Below are 16752 nucleotides of genomic sequence, written 5' to 3' on the forward strand. Positions count from 1 at the left end.
ACGGATCCGTGCCCGCCCCGCCGCGGCGCATCCGCCGGTAGTGCCCGCGGGTGTCGGCGTCGAGGTGTTCGATGGCGTACGACAGCGCCGTCGCCCCCATCGCCGGGGCGTGCCGGTCGAGGAAGTCGATCAGCAACCGCCGGTCCACCCGCGCGCCGACCTCGCGCAGCATCCAGCCCAGCGCCTTCTGGGTGAGGTCGCGGCGGTCGCCGAGCAGCCGGGCGGTCAGCTCGAGGGTCGTCGACGCATCACCGCGCCGGATGAAGCCGAAGGTGGTCAGCAGCGCAACCCGCCGCGGCCACAGGTCCTCGTCCGCGCCGAGCTCGAACACCAGATCCCGGGGCCGGTCGAACAACCAGCCACCGAGGATCCGCTCCGCCGACGCGTCGACCAGGTCCCAGTTATTCACCCGGCCGCGCAGCACCGCGGCGAGGTAGTGCTCGGCGATCCGCTGCCGCTCGTCGTCGTCCCGGGTCCGGGCGGCGCTCGCCCGCTCGAACCGTCCGGTCGCGATCAGCAGCCCCGCCAATCGGTGCTCGTGAACCTGGCTGTCGAGCAGCGCGTCGACCTCCGTCAACGGCAGGTCCGCGAAGGTCTTGGCGACCGCCCGGACCGCGGGGACCCGGACGCCGATGAAGACGTCCCCCTCCCCGTAGTCGCCGGGGCCGGTCTTGAAGAACCGTCGCAGCTGCGCCGCGTCGTCGGCGTCGGCGATCGCGCCCAGCGCCCTCGTCACATCCTCGTGCACCCCGCCGACCTTACGTCCGTCGACGGCGGAAAGGCCCTTGATCGGTCGGTCGATCAGGTCTATACCGGAAGCATGCCGGTAATCCCGGCATACGCGACAACTCCGGCAGAGGAGGCTGGACATGAACGCAGCAATGAGGCGGTGGCAGGACTGGGCCGCCGTGGTGATCGGCGTCGTCGTGGCACTCTCACCGATCTGGGTCGACACGAACAGCGCCGCCCGATGGTCGATGATCGTGCTCGGTGTCCTCGTCGCCGTCGCCGGCGTCGCCAACATGATGGCCCCCACCAACGAGATGGTCGTGTGGGCGATGGGCGTGCTCGGTGTCCTGATGTTCATCGCACCGTGGGTGACCGGCTACGCCGGCATGGCAGGCGCGGCCTGGACCTCCTGGGTCGGTGGTGTCCTCACCGTGCTGACCGCGCTGGCAGCGCTTCCCGAAGGGTCCCGGATGCACGCCGGTCACGGCGGCGGACTCGCTCCGCACCACTGACCACCCGTCCGAAAATCCACACACCGCGACAACCGTGCCGGGCCGGATCCCCCGACCCGGCGACGGAGGTGGTCGACTTGCCTGTACCGCGCCAGGGACGCATCCCCGGCGCGGGCGGTGACACTCGGACGCGGATCCTCGACGCCGCCGAAGAACTCATCGCCGCGCGCGGATTCGACGCCACATCCACCGCCGCGATCGCGACCAGCGCGGGCGTCCCCAAGGGCCTGATCTTCTACTACTTCCCCACCAAGGAGTCGATTCTCACCACGCTGATCGCCGAGCGCCTCCCCACCGACCCGATCGGCGACATCGACGGACTCGCCGTCACCGGTGAACCCGAGGTCGCGCTGGTCAACCTCGATGCCGCGCTCGACCTGACGGGTCGGCGCACGATCCGCGAGATCGTCTGGCGGGAGGCCGACACCCATCCGCTGGTGCGTGAGCAGCTGCGGGCGCTGCGCACCTACCTGCACGACGTGACGGTGGAGGTCCTGCGGCTCAGCTCGCCCCTCACCGCCCCCGCGCGGGTGCTCGACTCGTGCGCGACGGCGTGGGTCGCCGCGATGTTCTCCGCGACCCACCTCGACCGGTTTCGGGAACGCGATGAACGCGACAACGACCTGCGGGCGGTGGCCCGGGTGGTCACGGCGGGGCTCGGTGCGCTGTCACACCCGTGAGCGCGCTGTCGCGAGCCGTGAGCGCCCCGTCGCAAGCCGAGCGAACGGCACATTCATTCGACCTGATCGAGTGAACGCTTCCGTTCAGTCGGTGGGGGTTGGGGCGGGGTGGGGGTTGGGGCGGGGTGTGGGTGCGGATGGAGGAGTGGGGCGGCAGCGGCGTAGCTGCGGGCGCCGGCGGGCAGCTCGCCGGGGCGGCCGCTGAGCAGCACCGACACCGAGCCGCTGCCGCCGAGGGCGCGGCCGAGGGCGTCGATGCGGCGCAGCGTCTGCGCGGCGACGGCCTGCGCACTGTCGAACAGCGTCACCCCCGACGGCAGGCGCGCGGCGATCTCGTCGGCGACCAGCGGATAGTGGGTGCAGCCGAGGACGACGGCGTCGCAGGCCACCGGGGTCGCGGCGGCGGCGCTGTCGATGGCCGCGAGGATCCGGTCCCGGTCGCCTGCGTCGATCGCATCGGCCAAGCCGTGGCAGGCGACCCCGACCACGTCGCTGCCGTTCGCGAACCGCGCGATCAGGTCGGCCTGGTACCGGCTCGCCGTCGTCGCGGCGGTCGCCCAGATCGCGACCGAGCTCGACGCGGCCGCGGCCGGTTTGATCGCCGGGACGGTCCCGATCACCGGGACCGCGGCACCGAGATGGGCGCGAACCTCGTCGAGCGCGGTGACGCTCGCCGTGTTGCACGGCAGGACCACGACCTGTGCGCCGAGGTCGACGGCCTGATCGGCGGCGGCGAGCACCCGGTCGATCACCCACGGCGCCGGCTTCGGCCCCCACGGCGCACCGTCGGGATCGAGGGAGAGCAGCAGGTCGAGGTCCGGGCGCAGCCGACGCAGCCAGGCCGAGGTGGGCAGCAGCCCGAGCCCGGAGTCGATCAGCGCGACGGTCACCGAACCAACGTAGTCCGCGCACCCGCCGATGCGTCATCCCGGTCCCCCTCACCTGCGCAGCAGCAGGCACCCGGCCGCTGCGCGGCCACCGAGCCCGACCACGGCGGTCGCGGGCCCGCCCCGCAGCTGGGCGCGGCCCGCGGTGCCCCGCAGCTGCGCGACGGCCTCGACGACCAGGTCCAGGTCGGGTCGCCGACCGGTCCCGAGGTGCCCGCCGTGCGGGTTCACCGGCAGCACGCCGCCCCGGGAGATCGCGGCGCCGGTCGCGACGAATCGTCCGGCGGCACCGGCGTCGCACCGGCCGAGGGCCTCCAGCCACCAGAGCACCGCCACGGAGAATTCGTCCCCGAGCAGCGCGACGTCGGGGTCGGTGGGAGTGCCCGACAGGTCCGCCCACATTGCGGCGGCCGCGCGCTCCGCGACGCCGTCGGTGGCGTCCTGTTCCGGTAGCGGGCCCGCCGCGTACGCGGCGCCGACGCCGTCGACCCGGATCCGCGGCGATGCGCTCCTGGTGCGGGTCGACAACACGATCGCCGCCGCGCCCCCCGCCGGGCGGGCCCGGTCGTGCAGGCACAGCGGGTCCACCAGCATCGGCGCGGCGAGGTAGTCGCGCAGGCGCAGCCCGCCACCGACGTTCGCGGAGGCCACCAGCGCCACCTGCGCCAACTCGGTGCGGGTGAGTCCGTAGCGCTCGATGTAGGCGCGGGCGGCGAGTGCGACCCCGACGAGTGCGCCGTCCGCCCCGTACGGCGCGTGCCAGCCCGCCCGGCCGGTGACGGCCGCCGCTGGTCCGAACCGGTCGACGGCGCGCGCTCGCGCCGGGTCCGGCGCGAGCGCCTCCACGCACACCACCGTGCCGGTCCGGCCAGCCGCCACCGCGTCCACCGCCTGCACCAGCCCGGCACCGACCGTGGAAGTGTCGTTTTCCTGTGCCCGCCACGACAATTCAAGCCCAAGCGCATCGGCGACGTCCACCGCGTCGCAGCCGATCGCAAGCAGTCCCGTGACCTCGGTACGCGGCATACCCGCATCGGTGAGCGCGGCAAGGGCCGCGGTGACCGCCGCGCCGGCCACCCCGCCTGCGCCGACCCGGACGCGGCCGGCCCCGGTCACCAGGATGTCGCGCACCGCATCGCCCCGTTCACGACACCGCCTCGATGCGGTCCTCGAACGCATCGGAGTCCTCGAACTCCGCCAGTGGCAACCAGATTCGCTCATCGAGCTGCTCAAAGACCAGGCGCATCGGGGCGCCGACCCGCGGGGTGTCCGGGCCGCCGCCGAGCAGGCCGAGGGTGATGCGCACCCCCTCCACCAGGTCGACGACACCGACCAGGTACGGCGGCGCGGGCACGGCCCGGACCGGCTCGACGACCACCGCCCAGGTCAGCAGCGCACCCTTGCCCGAGACCGGCTCGAATGCCAGGTCGGTGCCCCAGCACCCGCGGCAGCACGGAGCGGGCGGGAACGACCAGCGCAGGCAGCGCAGGCAGCGCTGCACGGACAGGCGTCCGGACGCACCCGATGTCCAGTGCGTCGCGGTCAGCTCCGTCAGCTCGGGGAGGGCACGTCGACCGTGCACCATGAGTTCACGGTAGCCGCCCGCGCGGGCGGCGGCTGCGAAATCCTCAGACCGTTGCCGCGGCGAGCACGTCCTCGATCGCGACCCGGCCCGCGACCTTCGCGCGCATCTTCATCACGGCGCCCGCGAGCCCGCCGCCGACCACCGCGACCAGCCGCCCGTCCCGTTCGTAGTACGCGAGGAACTTGCGGCCGTCGTCACGGACGAGGTGCACGGTGTCGGTGCCGGACGGCTCGCCGAGCGCCTGGATCTTGACGTCGTACTGGTCGCTCCAGAAGTAGGGCACCTGGGCGGCGACGTCCGGGGCCGCGCCGGTGACGAGGGTGTGCGCGAGGACCTTCGCCTGCTCGCCGACATTGCTCCAGTGCTCGACGCGCCGCTGATCGCCCTCGGGGTGCCGCCACGCTGCGACGTCGCCGACCACCCACACGTTCGGGTCGCTGGTGCGCCCAGCCTCGTCGGCGAGGACGCCGCCACCGGCGGTGCGGTCGGCGAGGTCGATCCCGGACCCCTCCAGCCAGCCGGTGACCGGATGCGAACCGATCCCGACGACGACCACGTCGGCGGCGATCTCGGTGCCGTCCCCGAGCACGGCGCCGGTCACCCGGGTGTCGCCGCGCAGCGAGTCCAGCCCGACCCCGGTGCGAACGTCGACGCCCTCACCGGTGTGCAGCCGGGCCACCAGCGCGCCGACCTGCTCACCGAGCACGGATGCCAGGGGGGACGGCTGCGGCTCGACGAGCACCACGTCCAGGCCGCGGGCGCGCATGCTGGCTGCGACCTCGCAGCCAATGAATCCGGCACCGACGACGAGACCGGTGCGGCCTGCGGTCAGGTCCGCGCGCAACGCCAGGGAATCGTCGAGGGTCCGCAGCACATGCACGCCCTGCAGGTCGGGAAGGCCGGGGATCCGCCGGGGGGTCAGGCCGGTCGCGATCACCAACCGGTCGTAGTCGACGCCGGTGCCGTCCTCGAGGGTCACCGTCCTTGCGGACGGGTCGACCGACACCGCGCGGGCCCCGAGCCGCAGCTCGACGCCCAGTTCGTCGTAGTACTCGGCCGGCTTGAGGGTGACGTCGTCGTTCTCCCCGCGCACCACATCCTTGGACAGCGGCGGGCGGTCGTACGGCAGGTGCGACTCCTCACCGAGCAGGGTGATTGCCCCCTCGTGGCCGGCCCGGCGCAGCTCCTCCGCGGTCCGCAGACCCGCCAGTCCTGCCCCCACGATCACGATCCGTCCGACACCCATGGTGCGTCCTCACCCTTCGACACGTTCTCCACGACCGTCATCGGTCCCCATAGTCATACCAAACAGAAACACGTTCCAGTAGTGCCAGGTCCTCAGGAGATCTCCAGCCCCGAGATCAGCCACTCCCCATCGACGCTGGTCAGGCTGACCCGCGCACCCACCGTCGCGGTCACGGGATCCGGTGTCGCCTCGGTGCTGGTGACCTGTTTCAGGAACACGAGCGCGTCGGCCCGGTCGGCGCTGAGCGACCCGATCCCGGAATCGACCGCGGTCGCGGTGGTGGTGATCTTCTCCGCCCGCGCGGTGGGAACGATCGTGGCGTCGGTGAGGCGGCTGTAGTACTCGCGGAAGTCACCGGTCAGTCGCTGCGTCGCCGCGTACATGTCGGCCGCGACAGTCTCGGGCGTGTAACTCAGCAACGCCGCCGCCCCGTCGGCGGCAACCTGCGCGACCTCGGCCCGCACCGCGTCCCCGGTCCGCTGATCCGCCCGGTAGAGGCGGACGTACAGGGCCACCGCCGCCACGGCGAGGATCACGGCGAGGACGGCGAGCAGCCACACCCCGCGGGTCATCCGCCCCCTCACGCGACGTACTCCAGGTGTGCGGTCTTGTATCCCTCACCGACCCGGTCCATCGTCATCCGCAGCCGCCACACCCGGGACTGCGGCTCCGGTGCGGCCCGGTTCGTCACCGTCGAGGCGACCTGCACGAGCACCGTGCCGTGATCACCCTGCCAGGACTCGACGGCCGCATCGGCGCGGTCCGCGACGGTGGTGACCTCGGTGTCCTCGACGACCGACACGAACGAGTCCGCACTCTCGGCGAACTGGTCGCGGAAGTCGCCGGTGGCCCCGGCCAGCACCCGGTCGACATCGCTGCGGGCATGGGTGTGATCGACGGTGGCAAGGTTCATCGCGGTCCGCTCCGCCGCCGCCATCGCCTGCCGTCGCGCCGTCTCGTCCGCGGCGACGCCGCGATGCTGCCACACCAGAGCGCCGCAGGCGATCGCCAGTGCCAGGCACAGCACCGTCAGCATCGTCAGCGCCGTGACACCGCCACGCCGACGCCGTTGCCTGCCCGGGCCCGCCGCCCGTGTGTCCCCCATCTACCCCGTCCTCCGTCCATGTCGCCTGCCCTGGGCAGTGCGCTCCACCGTAGGTGATCGGACTCACAGCGCGGTGGGCGCCCATCCGAGCCGGATCGCCTGCGGACAGATCCGGCCTGCACGTCCTAGTGTTGACGTGTGATGAGCGAATCCGGGCGCACCGATCCCCCTGCCCACGCGCCGCGGGCCGAGCCGCGCTTTGCTACCGCGGCCTCGACCGAGCTGGTCGGGTCCCAGGGGCGCACGATCATCGCGGACGCGGTGGTCGCGAAGATCGCGGGAATCGCGACCAGGGAAATCAGCGGCGTGTTCGATGTTGGCGGTGGCACCGCGCGGGTCGTCGGCGCGCTGCGCGACCGGATCCCCGGCGCCCGGGTCAATCACGGGCAGGGCGTCGCGGTGGAGGTCGGTGAGAAGCAGGCCGCGATCGACATCGGCATCGTCGCCGAGTACGGCGTCGCGCTGCACGAACTGGCGGCCGGGATCCGGCGCAATGTGATCGCCGCGGTCGAGCAGATGACCGGACTGGAGGTCACCGAGGTCAACATCACCGTCTACGACGTGGTGCTGTTCGACGAGGATGCGACCGGCGACACCGACAGTCGCCCGAGGGTGCAGTGAACGACGTCGACGACGCGGAATTCGTTGCCGCCCAGGTGTGTACGGTTCCCGGCGTGGCGGCACTGCACGGCGGCCGGTTCGGTGAGATCGCCACCTACCTGCCCGGCAGGCGACTGCTGGGGGTGCGGATCACCGACACCGGGTGCGAGGTGCACGTCGTCGTCGCCTACCCGCACAACGTCGTCGATGTCGCGGCCGCCGTGCACCGGACGGTCGGGCCGCTGGTCGGCGTCCCGGTCACGGTCACCGTCGCCGACGTCGCCGACGACACCGCGTCCGCCACCACGGAAGGGACCTCGCGATGAACAGCACGGTCGTCGGCCTGATCGCGGGGCTGCTGCTCGCCCTCGCCGGAATCCTCGGCGGTTTCGCCGGATTCGTGTTCGCGGTGATGCTCGGCGCACTGGGGATGGCGGTCGGCGCGCACCGCGACGGCCACTTCGATCTCGGTGCGTTGCTGCGGAGCCGCGGTCGTGGCTGACGGCGGTCCCCCGGCGACGCCGGATCGGGCACCGACCGACCTCGAACTCGAACGTGGCGTCCGGGGCCGACTGACCGTCAAGGACCGGGCGATCTCCAAGATCGCCGCCGCGGCCGCGCTGTCGGTGCCGGGTGTGGTGCGCCGGTCCGGCGGCCTGCTCACGTTGCCGGGGCGGGACCTCCCCCGCGCCGAGGTCACCGCCGAGGGCGACTCGGTCGCGGTGACGCTGTACCTGGCGGTGGCGTGGCCGAGTCCGGTCGCGATGCTGTCGCGGGAGGTGCACTACGCGGTCACCGAGCGGGTCGAGACCCTGACCGGGCTGATGCTCGACCGCCTGCACATCGTGGTCGCCGAGGCGGTGCCGCGGGGCGCGGACGACCGCGACACCGGGGTGGACGCGCGCCAACTGGCCGACGACCACGCGGGCCTCCTCGCCCCGGTGCCGTCCAGGGAGCCGTTGGCCCGCCCGGACGCCGCGGTCGTTGCGGTGATCGCCGCGGTCCTGCTGATCGGGGTGGCGGTGGTTGCCGGGCGGGAGTTCCTCATCGCGAAGGAGGTGATCGCCCCGGCCGCATGGCTGCGCAATTCGGTGTCCTGGGTCGCGGATCTGCACTGGCAGGCGTGGATGGCCGCCGCGGCGGCGCTGGGCGTCGTCCTCGGGGCGCTGCTCGTCTTCGTGTCGCTCACGCCCCGGACCCGGACCCATCTTCCGCTGGGCGCGGGTGGAACGGTGTGGCTGCGCCCGACGGACGTGGCGCGCATGTGCAGCGCTCGCGCCGGGACCGTCGCCGGCGTCGCCGCGGTGCGGACCATCGTGGACCGTCGCCGGGTCACCGTGCACGTCGCCCCGGACGGTGCGGTGCCGGACGTCGAACTTGACCTGTGTGTGCGGGAGTCCGTCGGACCGTCGCTCGACGCGGTCGCGTCGCCGCGTGAACTGCGGGTCCGGATCGGGCGGGTGAGATCGTGAGGCGCCGGACCTCGGTCCTCGACAGACTGGTGGCGCTCGCCGCGGGCTGTGTGCTGCTCGCCGCCAGCGGGCTGACCCTGGCCTGGGCATTCGATGTCGACTGGGCTCGCGCGGCGGTGCGGCGCGTCGACCGGGCGCGACTCGCGGCCGTGCCGGACGAGTCGTGGTGGCCAACCATGCTCGCCACGACCGCCGTCATCGCGCTGCTCGGCGGGCTGGTCCTGCTGGTGGTCAACCTGCGTCGGGGCCGTCCGGAGACGATGCCGGTGTTCCCCGGCGGGGTGGCCGAAGCCGACCTGTCCGTGGACCTGGGCCCGCTCGCGGTCGGGTTGGCGGACGAGTTGGCCGCCCTCGACGGGGTGCGCACCGTCCGGTCGACCGCGGTCGACGACCGCGGACTCGCGACGCTCCGGGTGACGGTCGTCGCCGACCCGACCGTCGACGTCGTCGACTTCACCCGCAGCGCGGAGGCGATGGCCCGGTCGATGGCCGCCGCCCTGCCTGGCGCGCCGGTCGCGACGCAGGTGCTGCTCCACCTCGACCCCACCGACCGCTGACCCGGTCCCCCCTCGAGCGAACGGAACATTCATTCGATCTCATCGACTGAACGCTTCCGTTCACTCGGGAGGATCGAGGGGAGGGTCCCCATCGCGACCCCCGCCACGACCGCGATACCCCGGCGCCGCGATACCCGGAAACGCCGAACGGCGCCCACCCCGAGGGGTGGACGCCGTTCGGCGTGTACTTGCTCAGATCAGCAAGCGTTCACCGTGAAGGGTGAAATCACTTGACGATCCCGTAGGCGGTGCCTACTTGACAATCTTCGTGACGCGACCGGCGCCGACGGTACGGCCACCCTCGCGGATCGCGAAGCGCAGGCCCTCGTCCATGGCGACCGGCTGGATCAGCACGACGGACATCTCGGTGTTGTCACCGGGCATGACCATCTCGGTGCCCTCGGGCAGGGTCACGACGCCCGTCACGTCCGTGGTACGGAAGTAGAACTGCGGGCGGTAGTTGTTGAAGAACGGGGTGTGGCGGCCGCCCTCGTCCTTCGACAGGATGTACGCCTGGCCCTCGAACTCCGTGTGCGGGGTGGTGGTGCCCGGCTTGATGACGACCTGGCCGCGCTCCACGTCCTCGCGCTTGATGCCACGGACGAGCAGGCCGACGTTGTCGCCCGCCTGGCCCTGGTCGAGCAGCTTGCGGAACATCTCGATGCCGGTGACCGTGGTCTTGGTGGTCTCCGGGCGGATGCCGACGATCTCGACTTCCTCGTTCACGTTGACGACGCCACGCTCGATGCGGCCGGTGACGACGGTGCCACGACCGGTGATCGTGAAGACGTCCTCGACCGGCATCAGGAACGGCTTGTCGGTCTCACGAACCGGGTCCGGGATGGACTCGTCGACGGCAGCCATCAGGTCCTCGATGGACTTGACCCACTTGGCGTCGCCCTCGAGCGCCTTGAGCGCCGAGATCGGGATGACCGGAGCGTTCTCGTCGAACTCCTGGCCTGCCAGCAGCTCGCGGACCTCCATCTCGACGAGCTCGAGGATTTCCTCGTCGTCGACCATGTCGGCCTTGTTCAGGGCGACGAGGATGTAGGGCACGCCGACCTGGCGGGCGAGCAGCACGTGCTCGCGGGTCTGCGGCATCGGGCCGTCGGTGGCGGCCACGACCAGGATCGCGCCGTCCATCTGGGCAGCGCCGGTGATCATGTTCTTGATGTAGTCGGCGTGACCCGGAGCGTCGACGTGAGCGTAGTGGCGCTTCTCCGTCTGGTACTCGACGTGGGAGATGTTGATCGTGATACCACGAGCCTTCTCCTCAGGCGCCTTGTCGATCTGATCGAAAGCGAAGCTCTCGTTCAGGTCCGGGTACTTGTCGGCCAGCACCTTGGTGATCGCAGCCGTGGTGGTGGTCTTGCCGTGGTCGACGTGACCGATGGTGCCGATGTTCACGTGCGGCTTGGTCCGCTCGAACTTCGCCTTCGCCACTGGTGTCCTCCTGGACTGATTGTGCTTGCGGTATGCAGCAGTGCGGTTGTTATTACTTTGGTCGTACTGCGGTCGACGAGACCGAGGTTACTCGCCGGTCGCCTTGGCGATGATTTCCTTCGAGACGTTCGCGGGAACCTCTGCGTAGGAATCGAACACCATGGAGAAGTTCGCGCGACCCTGGGTCTTCGACCGCAGGTCGCCGATGTAGCCGAACATCTCCGAGAGCGGAACCAGCGCCTTGACGACACGGGCACCACTGCGTTCCTCCATGGCCTGGATCTGGCCACGGCGGGAGTTGAGGTCGCCGATCACGTCGCCCATGTAATCCTCGGGCGTGGTGACCTCGACAGCCATGATGGGTTCGAGAATGACCGGGCCTGCCTTGCGGGCGGCTTCCTTCAGCGCCTGCGAACCGGCAACCTTGAAGGCCATTTCCGAGGAGTCGACGTCGTGGTACGCGCCGTCGAGCAGCGTCAGCTTCAGGTTCACCAGCGGGTAGCCGGCGAGCACGCCGTACTGCATCGCGTCCTGCGCACCGTGGTCGACGGAGGGGATGTACTCACGCGGAACGCGGCCACCGGAGACCTTGTTCTCGAAGGCGTAGGACTCGCCCTCCTCGCCGAGGTACGGCTCGAGCGCGATGATCACCTTCGCGAACTGACCGGAACCACCGGTCTGCTTCTTGTGGGTGAACTCGTGCTTCTCGACCGTCTTGGTGATGGTCTCGCGGTACGCGACCTGCGGCTTGCCGACGTTGGCCTCGACCTTGAACTCGCGACGCATGCGGTCGACGAGGATGTCGAGGTGCAGCTCACCCATGCCGCCAATGACGGTCTGGCCGGTCTCCTCGTCGAGTTCGACGGAGAACGTCGGATCCTCTTCGGCGAGCTTCTGGATCGCGGTGCCCAGCTTCTCCTGATCGGACTTGGTCTTCGGCTCGATGGAGACCTGGATGACCGGGTCCGGGAAGCTCATCGACTCGAGCACGATCGGGTTGGCCTGATCGCACAGGGTGTCACCGGTGGTGGTGTCCTTCAGGCCGATCATCGCGTAGATGTGGCCCGCGACGGCCTCGTCGACCGGGTTCTCCTTGTTGGCGTGCATCTGGAAGAGCTTGCCGATGCGCTCCTTCTTGCCCTTGGTGGCGTTGAGCACCTGGGCGCCCGGATCGATCCGGCCGGAGTAGACGCGAACGAAGGTCAGCTTGCCGAAGAACGGGTGCGCCGCAATCTTGAAGGCGAGAGCCGAGAACGGCTCCTCCTTGCTCGGCTTGCGGGTGAGCTCCTCCTCCTCGTTGTTCAGCGCGTGCCCGTGCACCTCGCCGATGTCGAGGGGGTTCGGCAGGTAGTCGATGACCGCGTCGAGCATGGGCTGAACGCCCTTGTTCTTGAACGCGGAACCACACAGCACCGGGTACAGCTCGGAGTTGACCGTCATCTTGCGGATGGCGCCCTTGATCTCCTCGACGGTGAGCTCCTCGCCGCCGAAGTACTTCTCCATGAGCGCTTCGTCGGACTCGGCGACCGTCTCGAGTAGCTTCTCGCGGTACTCGGCGGCCTTGTCGGCCAGGTCCGCGGGGATCTCCTCGATGGTCGGCTCGGTACCGGTCGGCACAACGCCGCGCCAGGTGATGGCCTTCATCTCGACGAGGTCGACGACGCCGTCGAAGTCGTCCTCGGCGCCGATCGGCAGCTGCAGGACCAGCGGCTTCGCGCCGAGACGGTCGATGATGGTCTGCACGGTGAAGTAGAAGTCCGCGCCCATCTTGTCCATCTTGTTGACGAAGCAGATGCGCGGAACGTCGTACTTGGCAGCCTGGCGCCAGACCTGCTCGGACTGGGGCTCGACGCCCTCCTTGCCGTCGAACACCGCGACGGCGCCGTCGAGGACGCGCAGCGACCGCTCGACCTCGACCGTGAAGTCGACGTGGCCGGGGGTGTCGATGATGTTGATCTGGTTCTTGTTCCAGAAGCAGGTGACGGCGGCGGAGGTGATGGTGATACCACGCTCCTTCTCCTGCTCCATCCAGTCCGTCGTCGACGCACCGTCGTGGGTCTCACCGATCTTGTAGTTCACACCGGTGTAGAAGAGGATGCGCTCGGTCGTGGTGGTCTTGCCGGCGTCGATGTGCGCCATGATGCCGATGTTGCGGACCTTGTTCAGGTCGGTCAGCACTTCCTGTGCCACAGGATTCTTCCCCGCTCGTAGCTCGTGTCGGCCCTACCGGACCACGTTTTCTTGTATTCGCAGCCGGCCCTGATCGGACCCGACACTGCAGTGACGACGCCCGGGCGGCACCCGTTGAGGTGCCGCCCGGTGTCGAATCACCAGCGGTAGTGCGCGAACGCCTTGTTGGCTTCAGCCATCTTGTGCGTGTCCTCGCGACGCTTCACGGCAGCACCCAGGCCATTGCTGGCATCCAGGAGCTCGTTGGCGAGGCGATCGACCATCGTCTTCTCGCGACGCGCGCGGGAGAAGGTCACCAGCCAGCGCAGCGCCAGCGTGGTGGACCGACCCGGACGAACCTCGACCGGCACCTGGTAGGTGGCGCCACCGACGCGGCGGCTGCGGACCTCGAGGGCGGGCTTGACGTTGTCCAGCGCGCGCTTGAGGGTGACGACCGGATCGGTGCCGGTCTTCTCCCGAGCCTGCTCGAGGGCACCGTAGACGATGCGCTCCGCAGTGGACTTCTTGCCGTCCAGCAGGATCTTGTTGACGAGCTGGGTGACCAGCGGCGAACCGTAGACCGGATCCGCGACGAGCGGCCGCTTGGGAGCGGGACCCTTACGAGGCATCAGCCCTTCTCCTTCTTCGCGCCGTAGCGGCTACGAGCCTGCTTGCGGTTCTTGACACCCTGGGTGTCAAGCGAGCCGCGGATGATCTTGTAGCGAACACCCGGGAGGTCCTTCACACGACCGCCGCGGACGAGCACCATCGAGTGCTCCTGCAGGTTGTGACCCTCACCGGGGATGTACGCGGTGACCTCGACGGAGCTGGTCAGGCGCACGCGGGCGACCTTACGCAGCGCGGAGTTCGGCTTCTTCGGGGTCGTGGTGTACACGCGGGTGCACACGCCACGACGCTGCGGGCTGCCCTTCAGTGCAGCGGTCTTCTGCTTCGACGGCTTGTCGCGCCGCCCCTTGCGGACCAGCTGGTTGATGGTTGGCATATACCGGCTTTCTTCTTCTTCGCCGTTTACCCGGAGGCAACCTGGCGTTTGTGTATTCAGGGATCCAGCAGTTGGAGCAAGAAAACGCTGCTCCTCACCCGTTCCTCGACCACGAGGTCGGGCGTGTCGCATACCCCCACGCAGGCAGCCGGATGCTCGCAACTCGGTCTCGGGAGACACGGCTACGCGCGCGGCATTGCCTCGCTAGGCACACAAATCGGCCCGATACGTCCAGGCACGACCCACAACGATACCCGCCGCCGCCGCGACAGGTCAAAGCGGCGGCTCGACCGGGTGGGTCTCCACGCGGGCGGCCGCGTCGGCCAGTTCCCGGAACGAGCCGCGCAGCAGCGCCGCGTACCGGTCGATGTCGGGCATCCGGTCCGGGTCGACGGCGAAGGTCACCGTCAGCGTCCGACCGGTGGACACGATGTAGTGGTTCAGGCACGAGCCTGCGCCGATCCCGAGGATCCCGAACCCGCCGATCACCCGACTCCCGAAGAACCGCACCCCCTCCGCCCGGCGCGGGACGTTGGAGATCATCGTGTTGCCGAGCGCGACGGTGTCCCCCTCCCCGATCGGCAGTCGGGACCCCACCGCCTGCAGCCTGCGCACGTAGGGCGCGGGAGCGGAGTCGAGCACCGCGGACAGTTCCGCGATCGCCGGATGCCGGAACCTGACCTTCTCCGCCGTCATCGACTCGTGGGTCGCGGCCACCCTCCGGACGCGGTCCGCGAGGTCGGTGTGCAGGTCCACCGACAGCACCACGAAGTTGTTGCGGGACCGGCTCGCGAGCGTCCCCCGCATCGACAACGCCACCTTGCCGCCGAGGGACGCGGGCGGCTGCTCGCCGTGCTCGCGCAGATAGGTGACCATCGCGTCCCCGATCACCTCGGACACGACCTCGGTGACGGTGACGCCGGGCAGTCGGGAGCGGATCCGGTCGATCTCGTCGAGGTCGACGCTGACCGCGTCGAACGCGAATCCCGGACCGGGCCTGCGGTTAAATCGGGTCGACGGCCACCGCCAGCGCGGCGCGCTCACCTCGCCGCGCGCCGCCGCCCGCTGGGCAGCCCGCGTCAGGATCTGGGCCCGCACGCCGCCGCGGGCGAACCGGAACACGACCACCGGCAGCCGCAGCACCGCCCGCGCGGCGGCGCCCCCGGGCGACACCGCCGCGGGCAACGCGCCCGGCGCGGGCGGCTCGGGGGCGAACAGGTCGCGGGCCAGCGCGACGACCTCCACCCCGTCGCCCACCGCGTGGTGGACCTTGAACACCACGACGCAGGCACCGTCGGGCACGCCATCGACCCCGGTGACGCCGGTGATCACCAGCAGTGACCACGGCGGACGCTCCAGTGGAACCCGGGTCCGGCAGAGTTCGGCGATCCGGTCCCGCACCGCGGGCCAGCCGGGACCGGGGGCCGCCTCGACCGCGACGTGGGCACGCAGATCGAAGTTGGGATCCGGCTGCCAGTAGGGGAGGTCGACGTCGGCCGGGTAGCGCCGGATCCGGCTGCGAAACATCGGCGAGTGACGGATCCGGGGCCCGACCCACGCCAGCACCGCGTCGAGATCGAGATCCGCGGGCAGCCCGTCGGGGTCGAAGATGTACGCGTCGACGATCCGTGAGACGTGCGCACCCGTCTCGACCAGGATGTGCGTCGCATCGGTGGGAGTCAGCTGGTCCATCGGTCCGTGTCCTCCGCCTCGCCGGCGCCGGTGCGGCGCACACACACGCGAACCCCTCGAAATGGACATCCTATGGGGCTCGGGCCGATCGCGCGGGTCGACGTGCCGCGGTCAGCTCGGGCGCGGGGTGCGCGTCGTGGACGCATCCGCCAGCGCGGCGTCGAGTTGCTCGGACCAGCTGCGGACGATGTCCCGCCTGCGACCCGAATCGTCGGTCAGGATGTCGGCGAGCCCGAGCCCGCGCGCGAGGTCAAGGGTCGCCTGCACCAGCGACCGGACGCGTGGGTCGGAGCCGTCGACGCCGAGCTGGTCGACCGCGACCCGGTGCGCGGTGCGGCCGAACCGTTCCTCCAGCGGCAGCACCCGCTCGCGCAGGGCCGGGTCCGACGACGCCGCCGTCCACACCTGCAGCGCCGCCTTGAAGAGGGTGCCGGTGTAGTAGTCGACCAGGCGGCCGACCACCGCGGCGGTCCGTCCCGCACCGACGGGCAGGTCCACCGCCTCGTCGCGCGCCTGCTGCATCCGGGAATCGAACATGAACTCCAGCGCGCCGGTGATGAGGTCCTCACGGGTCGGGAAGTGATGCTGTGCGGCCCCGCGCGAGACGCCGGCTCGCGCGGCGACCACGCCGACGGTGGTTGCGGCCCAGCCCTGTTCTGCGAGGCAGTCGATCGCTGCTTCGAGCAACCGCTGCCGCGTCAGCCTGCTGCGGTCCTGTTGCGGTTCACGCATCGGTTACCTCGCCCCTTCCGAGCGGCCCTATGTAACACACAGGGAAACTCCACGTTTCCGGATGTAGATCACATTGCAATCACAAATTGCCCTGCGGTACGAATGAGTCGGCTCCTAGAGGGGGGCCGAGCGTTGTACGACCGTTACATCCAGACTTTAGGAGTACTCATGGGTTCCGCTGAGATCATCCCCGGCCTCGACTTCGTTGCCGACCTCGCGAGCGCGGTCAGCGACCTCGCCGGCGCCGTCAGCTTCTTCGCCGGCTCGGCCGACGCCGCGAACGAGGCCTTCGGCCAGGCCTGAGGCGACAAGCCACACAATCAGCATCGAGCCCGTGTCC

General features: G+C 70.3%; 21 protein-coding genes. 8 read left to right on the forward strand and 13 right to left on the reverse strand.

What is annotated here, in order from left to right:
* Nucleotides 1-748, reverse strand: a 748-nt coding sequence (locus ACFWQG_RS13485; protein ID WP_378508133.1) for a DNA alkylation repair protein, incomplete at its 3' end; no start/stop codon positions are given.
* Nucleotides 749-869: 121 nt separating this feature from the next.
* Here ACFWQG_RS13485 and ACFWQG_RS13490 point away from each other — a divergent pair.
* Nucleotides 870-1241, forward strand: a complete 372-nt coding sequence (locus tag ACFWQG_RS13490) for an SPW repeat protein (RefSeq protein ID WP_378508134.1) — start codon at nucleotides 870-872, stop codon at nucleotides 1239-1241.
* A gap of 77 nt (nucleotides 1242-1318) precedes the next feature.
* On the forward strand, nucleotides 1319-1921 hold the full coding sequence (locus ACFWQG_RS13495) for a TetR/AcrR family transcriptional regulator (RefSeq protein WP_378508135.1): 603 nt from the start codon (nucleotides 1319-1321) through the stop codon (nucleotides 1919-1921).
* A 53-nt stretch (nucleotides 1922-1974) separates the two neighbouring features.
* Here ACFWQG_RS13495 and ACFWQG_RS13500 read toward each other — a convergent pair whose 3' ends face one another.
* From ACFWQG_RS13500 to ACFWQG_RS13525, 6 genes are all read right to left on the reverse strand, one after another.
* Nucleotides 1975-2811 (reverse strand): glutamate racemase, encoded by an 837-nt coding sequence (locus tag ACFWQG_RS13500; RefSeq protein ID WP_378508136.1) that lies wholly within the window; start codon nucleotides 2809-2811, stop codon nucleotides 1975-1977.
* A 48-nt stretch (nucleotides 2812-2859) separates the two neighbouring features.
* Nucleotides 2860-3939 carry a hypothetical protein gene (locus tag ACFWQG_RS13505; protein WP_378508137.1) on the reverse strand — a complete coding sequence of 360 codons (1080 nt, stop codon included), beginning with the start codon at nucleotides 3937-3939 and terminating at the stop codon, nucleotides 2860-2862.
* 13 nt (nucleotides 3940-3952) lie between these two features.
* Nucleotides 3953-4393: a Zn-ribbon domain-containing OB-fold protein gene (locus ACFWQG_RS13510; RefSeq protein ID WP_378508138.1), complete on the reverse strand. Its 441-nt coding sequence runs from the start codon at nucleotides 4391-4393 to the stop codon at nucleotides 3953-3955.
* A gap of 43 nt (nucleotides 4394-4436) precedes the next feature.
* Entirely contained in the window at nucleotides 4437-5639 is a 1203-nt protein-coding gene (locus ACFWQG_RS13515; RefSeq protein ID WP_378508139.1) for an NAD(P)/FAD-dependent oxidoreductase, read from the reverse strand.
* A 92-nt stretch (nucleotides 5640-5731) separates the two neighbouring features.
* Complete coding sequence (locus ACFWQG_RS13520) at nucleotides 5732-6211, reverse strand: twin-arginine translocation pathway signal (RefSeq protein WP_378508140.1); 480 nt, start codon at nucleotides 6209-6211, stop codon at nucleotides 5732-5734.
* Nucleotides 6212-6219: 8 nt separating this feature from the next.
* Nucleotides 6220-6744 carry a hypothetical protein gene (locus ACFWQG_RS13525; RefSeq protein ID WP_378508141.1) on the reverse strand — a complete coding sequence of 175 codons (525 nt, stop codon included), beginning with the start codon at nucleotides 6742-6744 and terminating at the stop codon, nucleotides 6220-6222.
* Nucleotides 6745-6885: 141 nt separating this feature from the next.
* Here ACFWQG_RS13525 and ACFWQG_RS13530 point away from each other — a divergent pair, with 141 nt between their 5' ends.
* The 5 genes from ACFWQG_RS13530 to ACFWQG_RS13550 are packed head-to-tail and all read left to right on the forward strand — an operon-like array spanning nucleotide 6886 to nucleotide 9373.
* On the forward strand, nucleotides 6886-7365 hold the full coding sequence (locus tag ACFWQG_RS13530; RefSeq protein ID WP_378508142.1) for an Asp23/Gls24 family envelope stress response protein: 480 nt from the start codon (nucleotides 6886-6888) through the stop codon (nucleotides 7363-7365).
* Nucleotides 7362-7670, forward strand: a complete 309-nt coding sequence (locus ACFWQG_RS13535) for a hypothetical protein (protein WP_378508143.1) — start codon at nucleotides 7362-7364, stop codon at nucleotides 7668-7670. The genes ACFWQG_RS13530 and ACFWQG_RS13535 overlap by 4 nt, the downstream gene beginning before the upstream one ends.
* Nucleotides 7667-7846 (forward strand): DUF2273 domain-containing protein, encoded by a 180-nt coding sequence (locus ACFWQG_RS13540; protein ID WP_378508144.1) that lies wholly within the window; start codon nucleotides 7667-7669, stop codon nucleotides 7844-7846. Before ACFWQG_RS13535 ends, ACFWQG_RS13540 begins: the two co-directional genes overlap by 4 nt.
* A complete protein-coding gene (locus tag ACFWQG_RS13545; protein ID WP_378508145.1) occupies nucleotides 7839-8816 on the forward strand; it encodes an Asp23/Gls24 family envelope stress response protein in 978 nt (325 codons plus the stop codon). The genes ACFWQG_RS13540 and ACFWQG_RS13545 overlap by 8 nt, the downstream gene beginning before the upstream one ends.
* A complete protein-coding gene (locus ACFWQG_RS13550; RefSeq protein ID WP_378508146.1) occupies nucleotides 8813-9373 on the forward strand; it encodes a hypothetical protein in 561 nt (186 codons plus the stop codon). Before ACFWQG_RS13545 ends, ACFWQG_RS13550 begins: the two co-directional genes overlap by 4 nt.
* A 252-nt stretch (nucleotides 9374-9625) precedes the next feature.
* Here ACFWQG_RS13550 and tuf read toward each other — a convergent pair whose 3' ends face one another.
* The 6 genes from tuf to ACFWQG_RS13580 form a co-directional block, all read right to left on the reverse strand.
* Nucleotides 9626-10816, reverse strand: coding sequence for an elongation factor Tu (gene tuf, locus ACFWQG_RS13555; protein ID WP_378508147.1), 1191 nt, complete (start codon nucleotides 10814-10816; stop codon nucleotides 9626-9628).
* 87 nt (nucleotides 10817-10903) lie between these two features.
* Nucleotides 10904-13006 carry an elongation factor G gene (gene fusA, locus ACFWQG_RS13560; protein ID WP_378508148.1) on the reverse strand — a complete coding sequence of 701 codons (2103 nt, stop codon included), beginning with the start codon at nucleotides 13004-13006 and terminating at the stop codon, nucleotides 10904-10906.
* A gap of 137 nt (nucleotides 13007-13143) precedes the next feature.
* Nucleotides 13144-13614 carry a 30S ribosomal protein S7 gene (gene rpsG, locus ACFWQG_RS13565; protein WP_378508149.1) on the reverse strand — a complete coding sequence of 157 codons (471 nt, stop codon included), beginning with the start codon at nucleotides 13612-13614 and terminating at the stop codon, nucleotides 13144-13146.
* Nucleotides 13614-13988: a 30S ribosomal protein S12 gene (gene rpsL, locus ACFWQG_RS13570; RefSeq protein ID WP_345349761.1), complete on the reverse strand. Its 375-nt coding sequence runs from the start codon at nucleotides 13986-13988 to the stop codon at nucleotides 13614-13616. The genes rpsG and rpsL overlap by 1 nt, the downstream gene beginning before the upstream one ends.
* Before the next feature lie 273 nt (nucleotides 13989-14261).
* Nucleotides 14262-15680 carry a wax ester/triacylglycerol synthase domain-containing protein gene (locus ACFWQG_RS13575; protein WP_378508150.1) on the reverse strand — a complete coding sequence of 473 codons (1419 nt, stop codon included), beginning with the start codon at nucleotides 15678-15680 and terminating at the stop codon, nucleotides 14262-14264.
* A 111-nt stretch (nucleotides 15681-15791) separates the two neighbouring features.
* Nucleotides 15792-16412 (reverse strand): TetR/AcrR family transcriptional regulator, encoded by a 621-nt coding sequence (locus tag ACFWQG_RS13580; protein WP_378508151.1) that lies wholly within the window; start codon nucleotides 16410-16412, stop codon nucleotides 15792-15794.
* A gap of 168 nt (nucleotides 16413-16580) precedes the next feature.
* Between ACFWQG_RS13580 and ACFWQG_RS13585 the strand changes: the two genes are divergently transcribed.
* Entirely contained in the window at nucleotides 16581-16715 is a 135-nt protein-coding gene (locus ACFWQG_RS13585; protein ID WP_378508152.1) for a hypothetical protein, read from the forward strand.
* Nucleotides 16716-16752 lie beyond the last annotated feature (37 nt).

Source organism: Rhodococcus sp. NPDC058532, from assembly GCF_042719255.1.
Classification (GTDB): domain Bacteria; phylum Actinomycetota; class Actinomycetes; order Mycobacteriales; family Mycobacteriaceae; genus Rhodococcus_G.

Excerpts from the sequence above, each read along its gene's own strand:
- ACFWQG_RS13490 (WP_378508134.1), top strand. The coding sequence starts at position 870 with ATGAACGCAGCAATGAGGCGGTGGCAGGACTGGGCCGCCGTGGTGATC.
- ACFWQG_RS13510 (WP_378508138.1), bottom strand. The coding sequence starts at position 4,393 with ATGGTGCACGGTCGACGTGCCCTCCCCGAGCTGACGGAGCTGACCGCG.
- ACFWQG_RS13515 (WP_378508139.1), bottom strand. The coding sequence starts at position 5,639 with ATGGGTGTCGGACGGATCGTGATCGTGGGGGCAGGACTGGCGGGTCTG.
- ACFWQG_RS13520 (WP_378508140.1), bottom strand. The coding sequence starts at position 6,211 with ATGACCCGCGGGGTGTGGCTGCTCGCCGTCCTCGCCGTGATCCTCGCC.
- ACFWQG_RS13525 (WP_378508141.1), bottom strand. The coding sequence starts at position 6,744 with ATGGGGGACACACGGGCGGCGGGCCCGGGCAGGCAACGGCGTCGGCGT.
- ACFWQG_RS13530 (WP_378508142.1), top strand. The coding sequence starts at position 6,886 with ATGAGCGAATCCGGGCGCACCGATCCCCCTGCCCACGCGCCGCGGGCC.
- ACFWQG_RS13540 (WP_378508144.1), top strand. The coding sequence starts at position 7,667 with ATGAACAGCACGGTCGTCGGCCTGATCGCGGGGCTGCTGCTCGCCCTC.
- rpsG (WP_378508149.1), bottom strand. The coding sequence starts at position 13,614 with ATGCCTCGTAAGGGTCCCGCTCCCAAGCGGCCGCTCGTCGCGGATCCG.
- rpsL (WP_345349761.1), bottom strand. The coding sequence starts at position 13,988 with ATGCCAACCATCAACCAGCTGGTCCGCAAGGGGCGGCGCGACAAGCCG.
- ACFWQG_RS13575 (WP_378508150.1), bottom strand. The coding sequence starts at position 15,680 with ATGGACCAGCTGACTCCCACCGATGCGACGCACATCCTGGTCGAGACG.
- ACFWQG_RS13580 (WP_378508151.1), bottom strand. The coding sequence starts at position 16,412 with ATGCGTGAACCGCAACAGGACCGCAGCAGGCTGACGCGGCAGCGGTTG.
- ACFWQG_RS13585 (WP_378508152.1), top strand. The coding sequence starts at position 16,581 with ATGGGTTCCGCTGAGATCATCCCCGGCCTCGACTTCGTTGCCGACCTC.